We start from the raw sequence: 18,389 nt of genomic DNA on the forward strand, positions 1-18,389 counted from the left end.
TTAGGCTCCCTGACGGCAAGCCTGGGTAATTTGAGCCGCCGTAGCGGCTCACTGAATTAGTTGATTTCGATGCGGCGCGGTTTATTCGCTTCAGGAATCACGCGCTCAAGCTCGATATAGAGCAGGCCATTCACCAGGTTTGCGCCACGCACGTGGATGTTTTCCGCTAACTGGAACTTGCGTTCAAAGTTGCGCTCGGCGATCCCCTGATAGAGATAAGTACGCTCTTTCTGCTCAGCCGCATGAGCGCCTTTCACCACCAGCATGTTGTCCTGAGCGGTGATTTCCAGCTCGCTTTCAGCAAAACCGGCAACGGCAATCGCAATGCGGTAGTGGTTTTCGTCTACCAGCTCAACGTTGTACGGAGGGTAGCCGCCGTTACTCTGGGTTTGATTGTTTTCTAACAGATTGAACAGGCGGTCAAAACCAATAGCAGAACGGTATAGCGGGGATAAATCAAAGTTACGCATAATCAATAGCTCCTGAAATCAGCGAGAATTTTTACGGCCTTCCATCATGGACAGGCGGTGATACCCGAAGCACCCATCAGGCGTGCTCCTCATTGGGCTACACTCTTAAAATGTGTTCTGAGGAACGATTTTCAAGGGCATATGTCTTACTTTTTTTGCACTTTCGTGCTGAAGGCATAGACTGGGGTAGAGCACTCTTGGTTAAAGTGCGACAACCGCCACAGAGCGGGAAGCCAGGACTATCCATTTTCGCTACGGGTGGCTATAACCCGTACAGATGAGCCCTCCCGGCTCCGATACGATGATTAAATCATGATAAAAAATAATTTGCTTAAGCTGGCTCTGTTCAGTGGGATGATGTTAGTAGGCGGCTGCTCAAGCGTAATGTCGCATACGGGTGGCAAAGAAGGTACGTATCCGGGTACGCGGGCAAGCGCGACCATGCTCGGCGATGATGACAGTAACTGGGGCACCAAATCGCTGGTGGCGCTCGATATGCCATTCACAGCGGTGATGGATACCCTGCTGCTGCCGTGGGACATGTTCCGCACCGATAACTCCGTGCGTTCGCGTGTCGAAAAGAGCGAGCAGGAGACACTGGCGACAAACTCTGTTATTCCGCCAGCGCCGATGCCTTCGCCGTAATTCAGAGGCCGGTTTCGGTTACCCACAGCTGACGGAAGCCCGCCGTCTCTTCCATCCAGGCAATGTCATTGCCATCGGGTGAGAAAACGACGGCATCGGCAGACGGCGGGTTACCGTGATCGGTTGTCAAAAAGCGCACGTTTCCGCTTGCCACATCGGCTATCGCAATTCTATTTTCCAGCACAAAGCCCAATGCATTCCCTGACGGATGCCAGTTAAACGCCGACTGAATATCACTCTCAAGATGGGTAAGCTGGCGCGGCTCTCCACCTTCCGGGGATATCAGCCACAGCTGAACCACACCGCGTTCATCGCGCATCAGTACCGCGATTTCCGTGCCCTGCGGGTTGCTGCGCACCCAATGACGTGGCACATTCACCAGCCCAGGATACGCCCGTTGATGCGTGAAGGTTAAGCGACGCTGCACCACACCTGCGGGCGGCGCAGGCAGCGTGGTTTCCGTTCCGGCCAGCGGCGCTTCGCCCGGCTGTTTCCACCCCTGCTCAGTTTGCGGCAAATCAACAATGAACAACTCAGGGACTTTCTCGCCCTTCACCGACAGCGTGTCGCCAATAAACGCCAGCTTCTCATTCCCTACCCAGCCCTCTTCATAGGCGCGATTGATCTCATCGCTACCCGGCTGCGGCGCAGGCGTGGTTTTACTGATAAGAACACACCAGTGGCTTCCGCTGTATTCACGCGGATGCTGAACGGAGACATTCACCGGGCCAAACGGGACGGCAACGCCAACATTGCGCAGGTCATGCGCCGGGTTGTATTCGTGCATCACGTGGTCGTTATAGGTAAAGCTGACATTCTCACCGTTAGGGCTAAACACATGCACGTGGCTCCCGCCACGCAGCGCGCCAGGCGTGTAAGGCGCAGTGATATCCATCGCATCCAGATTGGTGGTCATACTGTTTTCAGTAATCACACCACGGCGATGGTGAAAATCGTACTGCCAGGCGGCATCCGGATTCTCCGGGCCGTGGATAAACACATATTTCTCATGCAGAGGATGAACGGTCACCACGCCGACGTGCGCACCCTGGGTAGCGCGGTAAATAACATCGAGCTCGCCGGTATGAATATTCACGCGTTCGATAGTCTCACCGGTAAATGAGGCCCCCGAAGGACGCACATCAAACACCAGCCACTGACTGTCTGGCGTCCAGGTATTGATGTTGGTGAGCTGATGATGGCAAGAAGCGAAGGTGACCTGTTTCATGGTGCAGTCCTGATGCAAGACAATTTCCGTCATCATACTTCACACAGAGTTCACTTTCAGGCATTAGCGTATCGCCATCTCAACTTTGGCGAGCAAAAAGATGGAACATTTTGACGTGGCGATTATCGGCCTCGGCCCTGCTGGCTCTGCGCTGGCGCGGAAACTGGCAGGGAAAATGCGTGTCATCGCACTGGATAAAAAACGTCAGTGCGGCACGGAAGGGTTCAGTAAACCCTGTGGCGGACTGTTAGCGCCAGATGCGCAACGGGCGTTTATTCGCGACGGAATTACCCTCCCCATTGAGGTTATCGCCAACCCACAGATATTCAGCGTTAAAACGGTCGATGTTGCCGCCGGGCTGGCCCGCAATTACCAGCGAAGCTATATCAATATTAATCGCCATGCCTTTGATTTATGGATGAAATCATTGATTCCAGACGTGGTGACCGTTCATCACGAGACGCTGTGCCGAAAGGTATGGCGTGAAGGGGAGTTATGGCACGTTCTGTTTCAGGTTAACGGTGAGGAACAACACATCACAGCCCGCTGGCTGGTCGGCGCCGACGGCGCTAACTCCCTGGTGAGGCGTCATCTGTACCCGGATCACCAAATCCGCAAATACGTGGCCATTCAACAGTGGTTCTCCGAAGCGCACGCCGTGCCGTTTTACTCCTGTATTTTCGATAACGCCGTGACAGATTGCTACTCATGGAGCATCAGCAAAGACGGCTATTTTATCTTTGGCGGCGCATATCCGATGAAAGATGGTCAGGCACGCTTTGAGGCGTTGAAAGCAAAGATGACAGATTTTGCATTTCATTTCGGCGAACCAGTTAAGAGCGAGAAATGCACGGTGCTGTTTCCCTCGCACTGGGGAGATTTTGTCTGCGGAAAAGAGAACGCGTTTTTGATTGGCGAAGCGGCGGGATTTATTAGCGCCAGTTCGCTGGAGGGGATCAGTTATGCGCTGGATAGTGCAGAAATCCTGTCTAACATGCTGCTAAATGAGCCAAATAACGCTAATCGCGCCTACTGGTGTGCCACACGAAAATTACGGTTCAAACTCTACAGCAAGATAATCAAAAGCCGGTGTTTAACATCACCGGCTTTGAGAAAGTGGATTATGCAAAGTGGTATCGCGCATATTCCACAAAATCACTCAGAGGATTATCCGACGCGTTTTACATCGCCCACCAGCAGGATGTAAGAGAGCGCACCAATTAGCGCAACCACAGAGATGTAGACCAGCGCAGGACCGAAGCCATAATCCTGCGCCAGATAGCCAATAACCAGCGGAACCGTGATACCTCCCAGACCGCCAACAAAGTTAAATACACCACCAGTGAGGCCAATCAAGCGCATCGGTGCCAGTGATGACACCAGTGACCAGGTAATAGAGGCAAAGCCATTTCCGAAGAACGCGAGCGCCATCAGGGCCATAATCCATACGGGATCGTTGGTGTAGTTAGCACCCATGATGCAAGTAGAGATCAGCAATCCACAGATAATTGGCGTTTTACGCGCCGCACCAAGTGAGAAACCTCTTTTCACCAGTCTATCGGCCAGCCAACCGGAAAGCAGAACGCCAACAAACGCAGCCAGGAAAGGTACGGTAGTCATGAAACCCGCTTTCAGCGCCGTGATACCTTTTTCCTGCGTTAAATAGTTCGGGAACCAGGTCAGGAAAAACCATAGTGTCGAAGTAACCGCAAATTGACCCAGGTATACCCCCACCAGTTTACGGTGAAACACTAACTTCCAGTCGGCGCCGGTGAGCGGTTTGCGATCGGACTTTTTCACCGGCGCATCGCCATCGACCAGACCACCGCCGTCGCGGATATAGTCCAGTTCGGCTTTGCCAAGGCCCTTCGTCAGGCGCGGCGGCTGATAAACTTTAAACCAAATCAGCGACCAGATAATGCCGATGCCGCCCGTGATAATAAAGACCCAGTGCCAGCTCAGCATCTCCTGAATCCAGATAAGCAACGGCGTCAGGAACGCCAGCCCGACAAACTGCCCTGAAGTATAAAATCCAACGGCAGAGGCGCGTTCGTGTTCCGGGAACCAACTGGTCACCATACGGTTATTCGTCGGGAACGCAGGTGCTTCAAAAATACCGGTAATGGCACGCAGACCAATTAACGACATTAACCCGGTCGCAAACCCCTGGAATAATGTTGCGACAGACCAACCGAATATTGCAATAAAGTAAGTCAGGCGTGAACCAACGCGATCAAGAAACCAACCGCCAGGTATCTGACACAAGGTATAAAGCCAGGCGAAAGCCGAAAAAACATAACCCATTTCTGCTTTAGTAATACCAAACTCTTCCTGAATATGCGCTGAAGCCACCGCCAGGTTGGCGCGGTCAACGTAACAAATCACAACTGTAATAAAGATCATTACCAGCGTCAGATAACGCCGACGACCGGGTTTTGCAGCAGTAACTGAAATATCCATCGCAATCTGTCTCCAGATTTTGGGCATAGCGAAGCCGCTCACCATGCCCTGTAATTTACAGAGGGTGTGTATTTTTTTATATTTAAAAGGAGATGGGTCTACGGAATGTGAATTACCACTCCGCTACGCTGCCATCCTCATGACGCCACAACGGGTTGCGCCAGTCTGGCGCATTTTTGCTGTATTCAATCACCTTCGCTTCGTCGATATCCACGCCAAGCCCCGGTTTCATCAACGGTTTAAAGAAACCGCCATCCATGTTGAAATCATCCTTGTTCTTCACAAAGTCGAGTAATTCTGCGCCCTTGTTGTAGTGAATGCCCATACTCTGTTCCTGAAGCACCGCATTATAAGAAACAAAGTCGATGTGCAGACAAGCCGCCAGCGCAATAGGACCAAGCGGGCAGTGCGGCGCCAGTGCCACATCATACGCTTCCGCCATACCGGCAATCTTGTAGCACTCGGTGATACCGCCAGCGTGGGAGAGATCCGGCTGTAGAATCGCAATACCGCCCGCTTCCAGCACACGTTTAAACTCAAAGCGCGAGAACATACGCTCACCCGCCGCGATGGGAATATGGGTTTGCGCCGCCAGTTTCGGATAATATTCCGCCTGTTCGGCCAGCACGGGCTCTTCAATAAACAGCGGGCGATAAGGCTCCAGCTCTTTTATCAGCACTTTCGCCATCGGCGCGCTCACGCGACCGTGAAAATCGAGGCCAAACTCGATCTGATTGCCAAAGGCTTCGCGAATTTGTGCCACCGTATTCACCGCCGCATCCACTGCGCGGGAGTTATCAATCAACCCCATTTCTTCACAACCGTTCAGTTTGAAGGTATCAAAACCAATCTCGCGCAAGGTTTTAATGCCGTCGATCACATCTGCCGGACGATCGCCGCCCACCCAACTGTAGGCTTTGATTTTGTCCCGCACCAGCCCACCCATCAGTTGCCAGACCGGGGCATTCAACACCTTGCCTTTGATATCCCATAATGCCTGGTCAATCCCGGCAATGGCGCTCATCAGAATCGGGCCGCCGCGATAAAACCCCGCTCGGTACATCACCTGCCACAGGTCGTTGATGCGTGAAGGGTCCTGACCAATCAGATAGTCGCTCAGTTCATGAACCGCCGCTTCTACCGTGCGAGCACGCCCTTCAATGACCGGTTCTCCCCAGCCCACAACGCCTTCATCAGTTTCGATTTTGAGGAACATCCAGCGCGGGGGTAAACGGTACGTCGTGATTTTGGTAATTTTCATTTCACTGCCTCTCGATATGCCTTAACAAATGCTGCTGCCTGCTGCGCGGTACGCTCAACGGATTGCCCGGCGCGATAGAGATCGCTTCCTAACCCCGCGCCAGCACACCCCGCGTGGATCCACTGCGTCAGATTCTCCGGCGTCACGCCCCCCACAGCAAAAACGGGGACATCAGGCGGAAGTACCGCTTTCAACGCTTTGATGTATTCCGGTCCGAAAGCCGAGGAGGGAAAAACTTTCAGCGCCTGCGCGCCGGCTTCAAGGGCGCTAAACGCTTCCGTCGCTGTCGCGCAGCCAGGACACACCGTCATGCCATGACTCACCGCGCGGCGGATAACATCGGTGTGAATGTTAGGGGTGACGATAAGCTTGCAACCCATTCTGGCAAGTACATCAACCTGTTCAGGTTTGAGTACCGTTCCGGCGCCAATCAGCGCTTTTTGCCCATACGCATCCACAACGGCCGGAATGCTTCTCTCCCATTCAGGGGAATTAAGCGGGATCTCGACGGCGTCAAATCCTGCGTCAATCACCGCACCAACGTGTTCGAGTGCTTCATCCGGCGTAATGCCGCGCAGTATTGCGATAAGCGGTAGTTTAGTTTGCCACTGCATGAGCGATGCTCCTTATGCCTGCCTGAAATGCGGTATCGCCGCTGACAACATTTGTCTGCTGACCCACTGCGTGAAATGCCTGCTGATAACGCGACGACAGCGCAGTGCCTGCAACGATGGTGATAACCTGCTGACACGTGAGGTCGTCGCGCATACTGGCGACTTCCGCGCCAATCAGCAGGCCAGAGAGAAATTCACTCACCTGCTCGCGGGGAAGCGTTCCCAGTACGTGCGAGGCGCGAACTTCAAAAAGCTGCGGCAAAACAGCAGGGGCGTTAAGGCCACGCTCAAGACCGGCGGCAAAAGCGCCGGGAGCGCTCTCCTGCGGGGGTAATCCCGCGCCAATCAGGGAGTGATTCAACAGCAAATGGTGCAATTCTCCGGTCATTACGGTGCGAAAATCGTGAACCTGTGTACGATCGGCTTTTACCCATTTGCAGTGCGTGCCGGGCATGACATAAAGAGAGGAAGGCGAAAGCGTGCGTGCGCCGAGTAGTTGTGTCTCCTCTCCGCGCATCACGTTTTTGTTATCGTCGCGAGAAACGCATAATCCGGGAATAATCCAGATATTGTCGCCAACGGACGTTAACGTCTCACCAATTGTTGAAAAAAAAGCAGGAACGGGGAGATAGGGCGCCATCTTCCAGCCCACATTGCTTCCCACCATTCCAGCCATAACCACTGGCGTTCCGCTTTCACGCCAGTTTTGTGTGACCTCTGCTAACACCGCGTCAGGAGATTTCCCGTTCAGGCGCGTGACACCTGCTTCAGATTGCCTGCTTTCCAGACATTGCTCGCCCTGATAAAGCCAGGCGCGCAGATTGGTCGATCCCCAGTCAATTGCGATGTAGCGAGATGTCATGTGATTTCCTTCAACCTTCGTGTCGAGCTGGCAATCATGGTGAGCGCCGCCTGCTCTGCCGCATTGCCGTCCTGATGCCGTATCGCATCAAACAGCGCTTTATGTTCCTGGAGGGTTTGCGGCATGTTGGCCTCATCTCCCATCCAGGTACGTTCAAATACTGCCCGCTGTAGCGAGCTAATCGCGATGCTAAGCTGTTGTAAAACCGGGTTGTGTACCGATTGCAGCACCGCTTCGTGATAGCGGATATCCGCTTCGTTAAATGCATCACGATCCTGGTTATTCGCGACCATATCGTTCAGCGCCGATTCAATCAGCGCCAGATCGCTGGACGTTGCCCGTTCAGCCGCCCAACGCGCGATAGCGGGTTCCACCAGATTTCGCACTTCACTCATCGCACTGATGAGCCGCGGGTCGTAGTCGTTTTCCAGCACCCACTGCAACACCTCGGTGTCGAGGTAGTTCCACTGGTTACGCGGCGCAATGAATGCCCCACGATAACGTTTCATTTCTATCAACCGCTTAGCCATCAGCGAGCGGAAGACTTCACGAATGATGTTGCGCGAGGTTTCAAACTCCTCGCAGAGTTCCGCTTCTGCCGGAAGCGCCGAACCCGGCACGTACTTACCGCTGACGATTTGTTTCCCCAGCGTGATAACGATGCGATCGGTTTTGTTGAGAGTCATGGAGAGTCCTTATGCTCTGGATGTACCGCTCTACTTTACCGCGATCGCTGACTTTCTCCTCACATTTGCACTACAAAAGCGAGTGTTTTTTGTCATCGCATGCGTTCAATGTAGTACAACAACACTTCGTTGTACTACAATTTAGATCACAAAAAAGACAATCCGTAAGAAAAATGTTAAGAATGGAGAAAATCAGATAAAAAAAACCCGCATCGGATGCGGGTTTGGATCAGGTAGGGTGTGTGCTTAATTCAGCGCAAACTTTTCAATGGCGTAGGCCACGCCATCTTCAAGGTTGGATTTAGTGACGAAGTTCGCGGCCTCTTTCACCGACGGGATGGCGTTATCCATCGCAACGCCGACACCGGCGAATTCAATCATGGCGATGTCGTTTTCCTGATCGCCGATTGCCATAATCTCTTCCGCTTTAATGCCCAGCGCATCGGCCAGTGATTTCACGCCAGTGCCTTTATTGACGCGTTTATCGAGGATTTCGAGGAAGTACGGCGCACTTTTCAGCACGGTGTACTTCTCTTTCACTTCCGCCGGAATTTTCGCAATCGCTTTATCCAGGATGGCAGGCTCATCAATCATCATCACTTTCAGGAACTGCGTCGCCGGGTCCATTTTATCGGCTTCGCAGAAGACCAGCGGGATTGTCGCAACGTAGGATTCATGCACCGTGTAATAGCTGATGTCGCGGTTGGCGGTATAAAGCGTATTGCGATCGAGGGCGTGGAAGTGCGAGCCCACTTCGCGCGCGAGCTGTTCCAGATAGCGATAGTCGTCATAGCCCAGTGCGGTTTGCGCCACCGTGCTGCCATCACCCGCTTTCTGCACCAGCGCACCGTTGTAGGTGATGCAGTAATCGCCCGGCTGTTCCATGTGCAGTTCTTTCAGATAGCTATGCACACCTGCGTAAGGACGCCCCGTAGTCAGAACGACATAAACCCCACGCGCACGCGCGTCGGCGATCGCCTTTTTGACAGCAGGAGAGATGGTATGGTCCGGCAACAGCAAGGTTCCGTCCATGTCGATTGCAATAAGTTTGATAGCCATGAATACCCCAGGTTAGATGAGTCCTTCCTCATGCTAACGCGATTCCGCTCAAAAAACAGCAGCCGTGACGGGTTAAAACGGGGATGCAACGCGCCTGGCGTGCTCCCCTTTTGTTGCGAAGTTAGCCGAAAAGTTTGCCGCTTTTCAGCAGATCCATTCCTGCGCTGAGTAAATCGTTATGCGCCTGCGGGTCAACTTCGCCCTGCGGCGAAAGCGCATCAATGACTTTCGGCAGATATTCCGCCAGCAGATTCGACGCAGAACCGGTATCGATGCCCAGTTTTTGGCCGAGATCGGAGACCGCCGGCGTGCCCAATGCCGATTCAAGCTGATCGCCACTCACCGGCTGGTTGCTGTGCTGATTGCTAATCCACGTGGACAGAATGTCACCCAACCCACCGTTTTGCAGTTTTTGCAGCAATGCCTGAATGCCGCCCTGCTCGTTCACCCAGTTCAGGATAGCCTGATACTTCCCGGCGTCGCCGTTAAGAAACGAGCCGACAACTTCATCAAAAAGCCCCATCTTCCACTCCTTTTAGTGGTGAATACATGATGAGAGAAGTATAGGTCAGTGTGGAAGGCGTGTTGGGTTATTGTCCATGAAACATTTATGGGAATTTTTGTGATCGCCAACGAAATAAGGGAACGTTCCCTTTCACTCTTTTTATTACGGCTGATACTCTTTACTAATAAATATTAGCAATCAAAACACATTCACAATAAAGATATTAATTAAGTTAATTATAAGATATCAAGATATTATCAGCCATTCAAATAACGGATGATTCCATGAGAGCGAAATTACAGGACTATTTCTCTGCGCTCGGTCGCTCATTTATTCCTGCCGTCGCGGTAATGAGCTGCTTTGCATTATTATTATCAATAGGTGCGGTACTTAAAAACCCGCACTTCGCTGCCGATCTACCCTGGCTTCAATCACCGGTTAATGCGTTTATCGCTAACCTCCTGACACAAACTGGAATGGTGATTATTGCTTATATGCCGCTGATATTTTGCCTCTCTATCGCCATTGGAATGGCGGAAAAAGGTAAGAAAGAGACCGCAGCGCTTTCAGCACTTATTGGCTACATCTTCATGCTGGTTTTTTCCGGATTAATGCTTAATGCCGCCGGAATGCTAATGAAACCGGATGTTGCCGTAAACGCACAAAGTAACGTACTGGCGATATCGCAAACCATGGCGATGCGCCAGGCAATGCAAAACGTCGTGCTCGGCATCCAAACCGTGGATACCGGCGTTCTGGGCGGTATTATGATTGGCGCGCTGTCAGCGGCGATAACGAATCACAACAGCTCGCGTAAGCTACCGTTAATCTTCGGTTTTTATCAGGGTCGACATCTCCCACCTATTCTTGCAGGTCTTAGCGGATTAGTGATTGGTTTGCTAATTCCGTTCGTCTGGCCGTGGATTGGCGGCGGGCTATATTATGCAGCTTCAGCGCTGGCGAAGGCCGGAATATTCGGTTCGTTTATGTTTGGGTTTATTGAAAAACTGCTGTTGCCGACCGGGCTACAGCATGTCTGGTATTCACTGGTGCATTACACGCCGGTCGGTGGCACGCTTGAGATTGGCGGACAGACGTACGTTGGCACAAAAGCCATTACCGTTGCGGCGCTTGCCACGCCGGATTTTAGCGAGAACATCCATCAAATTACCCGGTTATGGCTGGGTCAGGGCGATACACCCGGTAAAGTGTTTGGTATTCCCGGCGCGCTTATCGGTATCTGGCTGGCGGCGAAAGATCGCCAGCGTGTAAAAACGGTAGCTATCTCGGCCGCTGTTGCGGCTATGTTTGCTGGCGTCGTCGAGCCATTTACTTTTATGTATATGTTCCTTGCCCCACCGTTATTTTTAATTGATTGCACACTGCAGGGGATCTCTTTCGCTATTCTCGACGCAACAAATACGTCTTATCTTGGCGGCAGTACATTAATTGAAATCCTCTTCAACGGTATATTACAGGGTCATAAATCGACATGGATACCGATTGTGCTTCTCGGTATTGCGCTGTTCTTTATCTACCTTTTCACCTTTAAATGGTATATCGAGAAATTCAATATCCCAACACCGGGCCGTGAAGGTACAGAAGATACCGATGCGGTAAAAGAGCTGGAAATTCGATCATCAAAACTCTTGCGACAAAATGCTTCTACTGATGATGTCGCGAAAGAAATCCTGGAAAAACTGGGTGGTAAAGGAAATATAAAGGAAATTAACAACTGTATTTCCCGTCTGCGTATCAAAATTATTTCCCCACAGCAGGTCGATATGAACGGAATGAAAACCATCACCGATGCGCTCGGCGTGACACATCCTGCCCCGGATGAATTTCATATTATTTTTGGCATGCGCGTGAGCGAATATCGCGATGCCTTTGATAGCGTCGTTGAAACGGCGTAAGGAAGAGAGATGTCAGGAACAACGCAAATTTTGCTGGAAGCCCCTCTTTATGCTGAAGCGGACGTTATCGTGGTCGGCGCCGGGCCAGCGGGCGTCGCCGCGGCAATTTCCGCAGCTCGCAGCGGTGCGAGTGCCATTCTGGTTGAACGTTCCGGGCAACCGGGGGGAATGGCTACCCTTGGTACGGTCAGTATTTTTATGACGATTGGTAATCTGACCGGGATTTATCGGGAAATTATTACCGCCATTCGCCCCGATTTTTTGCTGCAAAACACGCAGCCAGAGAAACTCAAAATTCAGTTCAACCCTCTGCTGCTACGCTACCACCTGAACAGGATGATTGAGCAGGAAAATATTCAGCTGCTTTATCACACCGATTTTATCGCACCGGTAGTGGAGAACGGTACGGTGAACGCGGTGGTCGTGAAAACACGGGAAGGCGTGAAAACGCTGAAAGGTCGCGTAGTGATTGATTGCACCGGCAATGCGGAAGTCGCCATCGCCGCTGGAGCCCCTTATGAAACCGGGCGCGATGAAGATGGTTTAACACAGCCGATGACGCTGATGTTCCAGATGCAGAATACCGGCAGCCCGGTACAGGCAGCGTTACCTGATGGATGTTATCACTATGAAAATGTAGAGGATTTACCGCAAGGGCGCCGTTTGCTATGGGAACTGAAACCCGACGGTACGCTTATCGTTAATATGACTCGCGTAAAAGGCAACGGCGCGCTAATTGCCGATAGCAGCCGTGCGGAAGTTGAGGCGCTGAAACAGGTTTTCTCCGTCACCAATTATCTGCAGCGTAACGGCTTTGAAAACTACATTTTGTCGCATATCGCCGCCGAAACGGGCGTTCGCGAAAGCCATCGCATCTGCGGAATGTACACGCTTACGGAAGATGATCTGCTCAACGCGCGTCGCTTTGAAGATGTTGTCGCGCAAACCAATTACGAAATTGATATTCATAGCCCCTAGGGTGAAAAAGTCTGTCATGAGCGAAAAATTGATAGCTACGACATCCCCTATCGCTGCCTGGTACCACAAAACATCAAAAGCTTGCTGGTTGCCGGACGTACCCTGTCGGCGAGCCACGTCGCGCTCTCTTCCGCACGCGTGATGCCTACCTGTTTTGCTTTGGGCCAGGCCGCCGGGATCGCCGCAGCACTGGCAGTGGACGCGAAATGCGCGGTGGCGGATATTGCCATTGAGGCGCTCCACCAGCAGATGAAAAAGCAGGGTGTGGCGTTTTTTTAAACCAGAGATGAACTAAAAGAACAAGGATCGTTCGATGAAAAAGCGGCTTTTTATCTTTATTTTACCCGCAGTTATGTCGCTCGGCGGATGCACCACCATGATGCTTGAGAGTCATGTTGATGATGTCCATAGAGAGGGGCAGGTTGTTACAACCGATAAGATTATCGGCTTTACTAAAGATGACAAGAGCGGCAAATGGATGCTGGCTGGGGAAAAAATGAATTATCTTTTTTCTATGCGAAGTAGCCTGGCCAAACTTATGGATACGCCTGATTTTGATAAGCGCTTCATAAATTCAATCTATTCTCCTGTCGTTATTTATTATAAATATAATTACGGATTTACTTTACGTTTAGACACAAACTCACTTAACGATGAGCAATTAAGAAAACTGGGAGCGTTGGATCCAGATTTCAACGTAAGGAACAACAAAGACGCTTTCGACTTTTCTACTCTCAACAAGGGAAGTGATGACAAAACTGTATTTATCGATAAAAATGCGAATGACCAGATTGAGCGTATTAATAAGCCCTTTAATCTGGAGATCAGAGAGAAGGGTACTGCTTACAGCAAGGCGCTCTACCCCCTATCCGTCGCTGTCGATATCGTCACCTCCCCGCTACAACTGCTGGCGTTGCCGTTTGTGATTCCGAACTTGCATCAGTAGACGAAAAAAAACGCCTGAATAAATTCAGGCGTTCCATGCTGGTATTGTTTTTCCGGATGGCGGCGTAAACGCCTTATCCGGCCTACAATAGATCATTGTAGGCCCGGTAAGCGCAGCGCCACCGGGCATTTGCCAACGGTTTAGATATCGATATTCGCCGCTTTCAGGGCGTTCTCTTCGATAAACGCGCGACGCGGTTCAACGGCATCCCCCATCAGGGTGGTGAACAGCTGGTCGGCGGCAATCGCATCTTTCACGGTAACGCGCAGCATGCGGCGGCTTTCCGGATCCATGGTGGTTTCCCACAGCTGTTCCGGGTTCATCTCGCCCAGACCTTTATAACGCTGGATAGCCAGACCACGACGGGATTCTTTCACCAGCCACTCCAGCGCCTGCTCGAAGCTGGCAACCGGCTGACGGCGTTCACCACGTTCGATAAACGCATCTTCTTCCACCAGACCACGCAGTTTCTCGCCCAGCGTGCAGATACGGCGATATTCCGGCCCAACCACGAATTCGTGATCCAGCGGATAATCAGTATCAACGCCGTGTGTACGCACGCGAATGATCGGTTCGAAGTGGTTCTGTTCGCTGTTATGGCGAACATCAAACTTCCACAGGCTGCCGTGCTGTTCGTTTTCGTTCAGCTCGGTAACCAGCGCATTCACCCAACGGGTGACGGTCTGTTCATCAGACAGATCAGCTTCGGTCAGCGTCGGCTGATAAACCAGTTCTTTGAGCATGGATTTCGGGAATCGACGCTCCATACGGCCAATCATTTTCTGCGTGGCGTTGTATTCAGAAACCAGTTTTTCCAGCGCTTCACCCGACAGAGCTGGCGCGCCTTCAGTGGTATGCAGCGTTGCACCGTCCAGCGCAATGGTAAGCTGGTACTGATCCATCGCTTCATCATCTTTGATGTACTGTTCCTGCTTGCCTTTCTTCACTTTGTAGAGCGGCGGCTGCGCGATGTAGACGTGGCCACGTTCCACAATTTCCGGCATCTGACGGTAGAAGAAGGTCAGCAGCAGGGTACGGATGTGCGAACCATCGACGTCCGCATCGGTCATGATGATGATGCTGTGATAGCGCAGTTTATCCGGGTTGTACTCGTCACGACCAATGCCGCAACCCAGCGCGGTAATCAGCGTGGCGACTTCCTGAGAAGAGAGCATCTTGTCGAAGCGCGCCTTCTCAACGTTGAGGATTTTACCTTTCAGCGGCAGGATCGCCTGGTTCTTACGGTTACGCCCCTGTTTTGCAGAGCCGCCCGCAGAGTCCCCTTCCACAAGGTACAGTTCGGAGTGCGCCGGGTCGCGTTCCTGGCAGTCAGCCAGTTTGCCCGGCAGGCCTGCTAAGTCGAGCGCGCCTTTACGGCGGGTCATTTCACGAGCACGACGTGCGGCTTCACGCGCGCGCGCGGCATCGATAATTTTGCCAACCACGATTTTCGCGTCGGACGGATTTTCCAGCAGGTATTCGCTCAGCAGTTCGTTCATCTGCTGTTCCACCGCCGATTTCACCTCAGAAGAAACCAGTTTGTCTTTGGTCTGAGAAGAGAATTTCGGGTCCGGCACTTTCACGGAGACTACCGCAATCAGGCCTTCACGCGCATCGTCACCGGTGGCGCTGACTTTGGCTTTTTTGCTATAGCCTTCTTTGTCCATGTAGGCGTTCAGGGTACGGGTCATCGCCGCACGGAAGCCAGCCAGGTGCGTACCGCCGTCGCGCTGCGGAATGTTGTTGGTGAAGCAGTAGATGTTTTCCTGGAAGCCATCGTTCCACTGCAACGCAACTTCGACGCCGATACCGTCTTTTTCAGTGGAGAAATAGAAGATATTCGGGTGAATTGGCGTTTTATTTTTGTTGAGATATTCAACAAACGCCTTGATGCCGCCTTCGTAGTGGAAGTGGTCTTCTTTGCCGTCACGCTTGTCTTTCAGGCGAATAGACACGCCGGAGTTGAGGAATGACAATTCGCGCAGGCGTTTCGCCAGGATGTCATACTCAAATTCGGTGACGTTAGTAAAGGTTTCAAGGCTCGGCCAGAAGCGAACCATTGTCCCGGTTTTTTCGGTTTCACCAGTGACAGCAAGGGGTGCTTCTGGTACGCCGTGCGCGTAAATCTGACGGTGAACTTTGTTATCGCGCTGGATAACCAGTTCCAGTTTCTGCGACAGGGCGTTAACCACGGAAACGCCTACGCCGTGCAGACCGCCGGAAACTTTATAGGAGTTATCATCGAATTTACCGCCTGCGTGCAGTACGGTCATGATAACTTCGGCGGCGGACACGCCCTCTTCCGGGTGAATGCCGGTTGGGATACCACGGCCATCATCCTGTACGGATACGGAGTTATCGCTATGGATGGTGACAACGATGTCTTTACAGTACCCTGCGAGCGCTTCGTCGATAGCGTTATCCACAACCTCGAATACCATGTGGTGCAGACCGGTGCCGTCATCCGTGTCGCCGATATACATACCCGGGCGCTTACGCACCGCATCCAGCCCTTTCAGGACTTTGATACTGGAGGAGTCATAAGAATTCGACATCAACGTTTCTCGCTCATTTAAACTTGGGTTAATCCGTTATTTTACCCTTTTCCACGGTAAACATCTTCGAATTTTCATCCGACATGTCTATAACGTGTTCAGCGCTGATCGCGCTGACAAAAACCTGTGACTGCGTCGCTTTTAAGCGGCTGGCCAGCAGCCCGCGACGCGCGTCATCAAGTTCAGAGGCAAAATCATCTATCAGGTACAGGCAGCGCCGACCGCTTTCGCGGGTCAGAAACTCGCCTTGTGCCAGGCGCAGTGCGCACATCAGCAGCTTAAGCTGCCCGCGCGACAGCGTATCTTCCACCGGTGCGCCGTCGGCGCGTATGCGAAAGTCCGCTTTATGCGGGCCGTGCGCGGTGTAGGTCAGCATTCTGTCACGCTCGAAGTTCCGCTCCAGCACCTCGGCATAATCCGTCTCTTTTTCCCAGCCGCGCTGGAATGAGAAGGTGAGGGAGAACTCCGGTAAAAACTGTTTGCAGGTATCCGCCATATCCTCGGCGATACCGGTGCTGTATTCGGCACGCCAACTGCTGATTTGTTCCGCCAGGGGAATCAATTCTTTATCCCAGGGGCGTAGCTGTTCATAGCGGCTGACCTGGCGTAGCGCGGCGTTGCGCTGTTTCAGCAAGCGCTTGAGGTTGCTCCAGGCGGTAAAGAACCCGGCTTCATTGTGGAAGCATCCCCAATCGAGGAATGCTCTTCTGTATTTGGGGCCGCCGTTGAGTAAAGTAAACCCCTCGGGCGTGATGAGCTGCATCGGCATCAGCAGCGCCAGTTCGGCAACTTTGTGACCGTCGGTGCCGTCGATGCGTACTTTGCTGTCGCCCAGCTTATCTTTGGTGAGGCCGATGGTGGTTTCGCGCTCTTCGCCCTGCAAACGTCCGTGCAGCACGAACGCATCCTGTTCATGGCGAATCACGCGGCCAATCTGCAAACTGCGAAACGCCCGGCCATGGCCGAGCGTATAGATGGCTTCCAGCACGCTGGTTTTGCCACTGCCGTTTGCGCCAACCAGGAAGTTAAAGCCGGGAGATAAGGCGAGATCCGCGCTTTCGATGTTGCGAAAGTCGCGGATCAACAAGCGGGTGAGCGACATTACAGTCTCATTGGCATGACAACATAGGCAGCCGACTGTGATGCGGCATCTTCAATCTGAACGCTGGACACAGAGTCCGTCAGCAAAATACGTACGTTTTCACATTTCAGCGCATTCAGCACGTCGAGGACGTAACTGACGTTAAAGCCAATTTCCATCTCGGTGCCGGAATAGTTGACGTCCAGAATCTCTTCCGCTTCTTCCTGTTCCGGGTTGTTGGCGGTGATTTTCAGCTGATTTTCGCTGACAAACAGACGCACGCCGCGGAATTTTTCGTTGGAAAGAATGGCCGCACGTGCGAACGCCTGCTTGAGAATATCGCAGCCAGCATCCAGATGTTTGTCCGGGTTCTTCGGCAATACGCGGCGATAATCCGGGAAACGACCATCTACCAGCTTAGAAGTGAAGATAAAATCGCCGACATGCGCACGGATGTTATTACTGCCAATTTGTACGCGCAGTGGGTTATCACCACCGTCGAGCATACGCATCAGTTCAATTACGCCTTTACGCGGCACGATCACCGAATGGTTCGGCAGCGATTCGCCGATCGGCATAGAGCATACCGCCAGACGGTGACCATCGGTCGCCACGGTGCGCAGCTCTTCACCTTCGGTTTCGAACAGCATGCCGTTTAAGTAATAGCGAACGTCCTGATGCGCCATCGAGAACTGGGTCGCTTCAATCAGACGTTTCATGGTCGCCTGTGGCAAGGTGAATTCCACCTCGCTCTGCCAGTCGTCCAGATTCGGGAAATCTGCGGCAGGCAATGTGGAAAGCGAGAAGCGGCTACGGCCAGAACGGACCAGCATGCGGTCGCCTTCCAGCTGCACGGCGATCTCGGCGCCTTCCGGCAGACCACGGCAGATATCGAAGAATTTACGCGCCGGGACGGTGGTCGCGCCGGGTTCGTGCGCCTGTACCAGCGCCACGCGAGCGACCATCTCCATTTCTAAATCGGTACCGGTCAATGACAGCGTACCGTCAGCGACCTGCAACAACAGGTTTCCGAGAATAGGCAGCGTCGGGCGGCCACCTAACGGGCCACTCACCTGTTGTAACGGTTTTAATAAATGTTCACGTTCTACGGTAAATTTCATAG

The 18,389-nt window shown here is 52.5% G+C and carries 16 protein-coding genes, 1 pseudogene and 1 other annotated feature; of the genes and pseudogenes, 5 read left to right on the plus strand and 12 right to left on the minus strand.

Annotated elements, in window-relative coordinates; translation table 11 throughout:
• Positions 1-56: 56 nt before the first annotated feature.
• Positions 57-470 (minus strand): small heat shock chaperone IbpA, encoded by a 414-nt coding sequence (ibpA, locus tag F0Q32_RS15460; RefSeq protein ID WP_015343937.1) that lies wholly within the window; start codon positions 468-470, stop codon positions 57-59.
• Positions 464-538, minus strand: a sequence feature (ROSE (Repression Of Heat Shock gene Expression) occurs in the 5'-region of heat shock genes and acts as an RNA thermometer to modulate expression.). Its footprint overlaps the gene before it by 7 nt.
• A 244-nt stretch (positions 539-782) precedes the next feature.
• Here ibpA and F0Q32_RS15465 point away from each other — a divergent pair.
• Entirely contained in the window at positions 783-1,115 is a 333-nt protein-coding gene (locus tag F0Q32_RS15465; protein WP_149463773.1) for a YceK/YidQ family lipoprotein, read from the plus strand.
• 1 nt (position 1,116) lies between these two features.
• Here F0Q32_RS15465 and F0Q32_RS15470 read toward each other — a convergent pair whose 3' ends face one another.
• The gene (locus F0Q32_RS15470; RefSeq protein WP_223145803.1) at positions 1,117-2,343 is read right to left on the minus strand and encodes a DUF3748 domain-containing protein; all 1,227 of its coding nucleotides are present in this window, start codon (positions 2,341-2,343) and stop codon (positions 1,117-1,119) included.
• Positions 2,344-2,443: 100 nt separating this feature from the next.
• Between F0Q32_RS15470 and cbrA the strand changes: the two genes are divergently transcribed.
• Positions 2,444-3,550 (plus strand): colicin M resistance lipid reductase CbrA, encoded by a 1,107-nt coding sequence (cbrA, locus tag F0Q32_RS15475; protein WP_149463775.1) that lies wholly within the window; start codon positions 2,444-2,446, stop codon positions 3,548-3,550.
• Here cbrA and F0Q32_RS15480 read toward each other — a convergent pair.
• The 7 genes from F0Q32_RS15480 to F0Q32_RS15510 all read right to left on the minus strand — a co-directional run bounded on the left by F0Q32_RS15480 (position 3,511) and on the right by F0Q32_RS15510 (position 9,808).
• On the minus strand, positions 3,511-4,848 hold the full coding sequence (locus F0Q32_RS15480; RefSeq protein ID WP_188016872.1) for an MFS transporter: 1,338 nt from the start codon (positions 4,846-4,848) through the stop codon (positions 3,511-3,513). The genes cbrA and F0Q32_RS15480 overlap by 40 nt on opposite strands.
• 67 nt (positions 4,849-4,915) lie before the next feature.
• Positions 4,916-6,064: a galactonate dehydratase gene (dgoD, locus tag F0Q32_RS15485; protein ID WP_149463777.1), complete on the minus strand. Its 1,149-nt coding sequence runs from the start codon at positions 6,062-6,064 to the stop codon at positions 4,916-4,918.
• Positions 6,061-6,678: a 2-dehydro-3-deoxy-6-phosphogalactonate aldolase gene (locus tag F0Q32_RS15490; RefSeq protein WP_149463778.1), complete on the minus strand. Its 618-nt coding sequence runs from the start codon at positions 6,676-6,678 to the stop codon at positions 6,061-6,063. Before F0Q32_RS15490 ends, dgoD begins: the two co-directional genes overlap by 4 nt.
• Positions 6,662-7,540, minus strand: a complete 879-nt coding sequence (locus F0Q32_RS15495) for a 2-dehydro-3-deoxygalactonokinase (RefSeq protein WP_149463779.1) — start codon at positions 7,538-7,540, stop codon at positions 6,662-6,664. Before F0Q32_RS15495 ends, F0Q32_RS15490 begins: the two co-directional genes overlap by 17 nt.
• Positions 7,537-8,226: a D-galactonate utilization transcriptional regulator DgoR gene (gene dgoR / locus F0Q32_RS15500; RefSeq protein WP_149463780.1), complete on the minus strand. Its 690-nt coding sequence runs from the start codon at positions 8,224-8,226 to the stop codon at positions 7,537-7,539. The genes F0Q32_RS15495 and dgoR overlap by 4 nt, the downstream gene beginning before the upstream one ends.
• Before the next feature lie 246 nt (positions 8,227-8,472).
• Positions 8,473-9,285, minus strand: a complete 813-nt coding sequence (yidA, locus tag F0Q32_RS15505; protein ID WP_149463781.1) for a sugar-phosphatase — start codon at positions 9,283-9,285, stop codon at positions 8,473-8,475.
• A gap of 121 nt (positions 9,286-9,406) precedes the next feature.
• A complete protein-coding gene (locus F0Q32_RS15510; RefSeq protein ID WP_149463782.1) occupies positions 9,407-9,808 on the minus strand; it encodes a YidB family protein in 402 nt (133 codons plus the stop codon).
• 266 nt (positions 9,809-10,074) lie between these two features.
• Between F0Q32_RS15510 and F0Q32_RS15515 the strand changes: the two genes are divergently transcribed.
• The 3 genes and pseudogenes from F0Q32_RS15515 to F0Q32_RS15525 all read left to right on the plus strand — a co-directional run bounded on the left by F0Q32_RS15515 (position 10,075) and on the right by F0Q32_RS15525 (position 13,630).
• On the plus strand, positions 10,075-11,706 hold the full coding sequence (locus F0Q32_RS15515) for a PTS transporter subunit EIIC (RefSeq protein ID WP_149463783.1): 1,632 nt from the start codon (positions 10,075-10,077) through the stop codon (positions 11,704-11,706).
• A 9-nt stretch (positions 11,707-11,715) separates the two neighbouring features.
• Positions 11,716-12,963, plus strand: a pseudogene (locus F0Q32_RS15520) (FAD-dependent oxidoreductase).
• 34 nt (positions 12,964-12,997) lie between these two features.
• On the plus strand, positions 12,998-13,630 hold the full coding sequence (locus F0Q32_RS15525; protein ID WP_149463784.1) for a hypothetical protein: 633 nt from the start codon (positions 12,998-13,000) through the stop codon (positions 13,628-13,630).
• Positions 13,631-13,770: 140 nt separating this feature from the next.
• Here F0Q32_RS15525 and gyrB read toward each other — a convergent pair whose 3' ends face one another.
• The 3 genes from gyrB to dnaN are packed head-to-tail and all read right to left on the minus strand — an operon-like array spanning position 13,771 to position 18,387.
• The gene (gene gyrB / locus F0Q32_RS15530) at positions 13,771-16,185 is read right to left on the minus strand and encodes a DNA topoisomerase (ATP-hydrolyzing) subunit B (RefSeq protein ID WP_149463785.1); all 2,415 of its coding nucleotides are present in this window, start codon (positions 16,183-16,185) and stop codon (positions 13,771-13,773) included.
• A 28-nt stretch (positions 16,186-16,213) separates the two neighbouring features.
• Positions 16,214-17,287 (minus strand): DNA replication/repair protein RecF, encoded by a 1,074-nt coding sequence (gene recF, locus F0Q32_RS15535; protein ID WP_149463786.1) that lies wholly within the window; start codon positions 17,285-17,287, stop codon positions 16,214-16,216.
• On the minus strand, positions 17,287-18,387 hold the full coding sequence (dnaN, locus tag F0Q32_RS15540; protein WP_149463787.1) for a DNA polymerase III subunit beta: 1,101 nt from the start codon (positions 18,385-18,387) through the stop codon (positions 17,287-17,289). The genes recF and dnaN overlap by 1 nt, the downstream gene beginning before the upstream one ends.
• Between the last annotated feature and the right edge of the window lie 2 nt (positions 18,388-18,389).

The sequence above is a fragment of the Pseudocitrobacter sp. 73 genome, from assembly GCF_008369545.1.
GTDB classification, from domain to species: domain Bacteria; phylum Pseudomonadota; class Gammaproteobacteria; order Enterobacterales; family Enterobacteriaceae; genus Pseudocitrobacter; species Pseudocitrobacter vendiensis.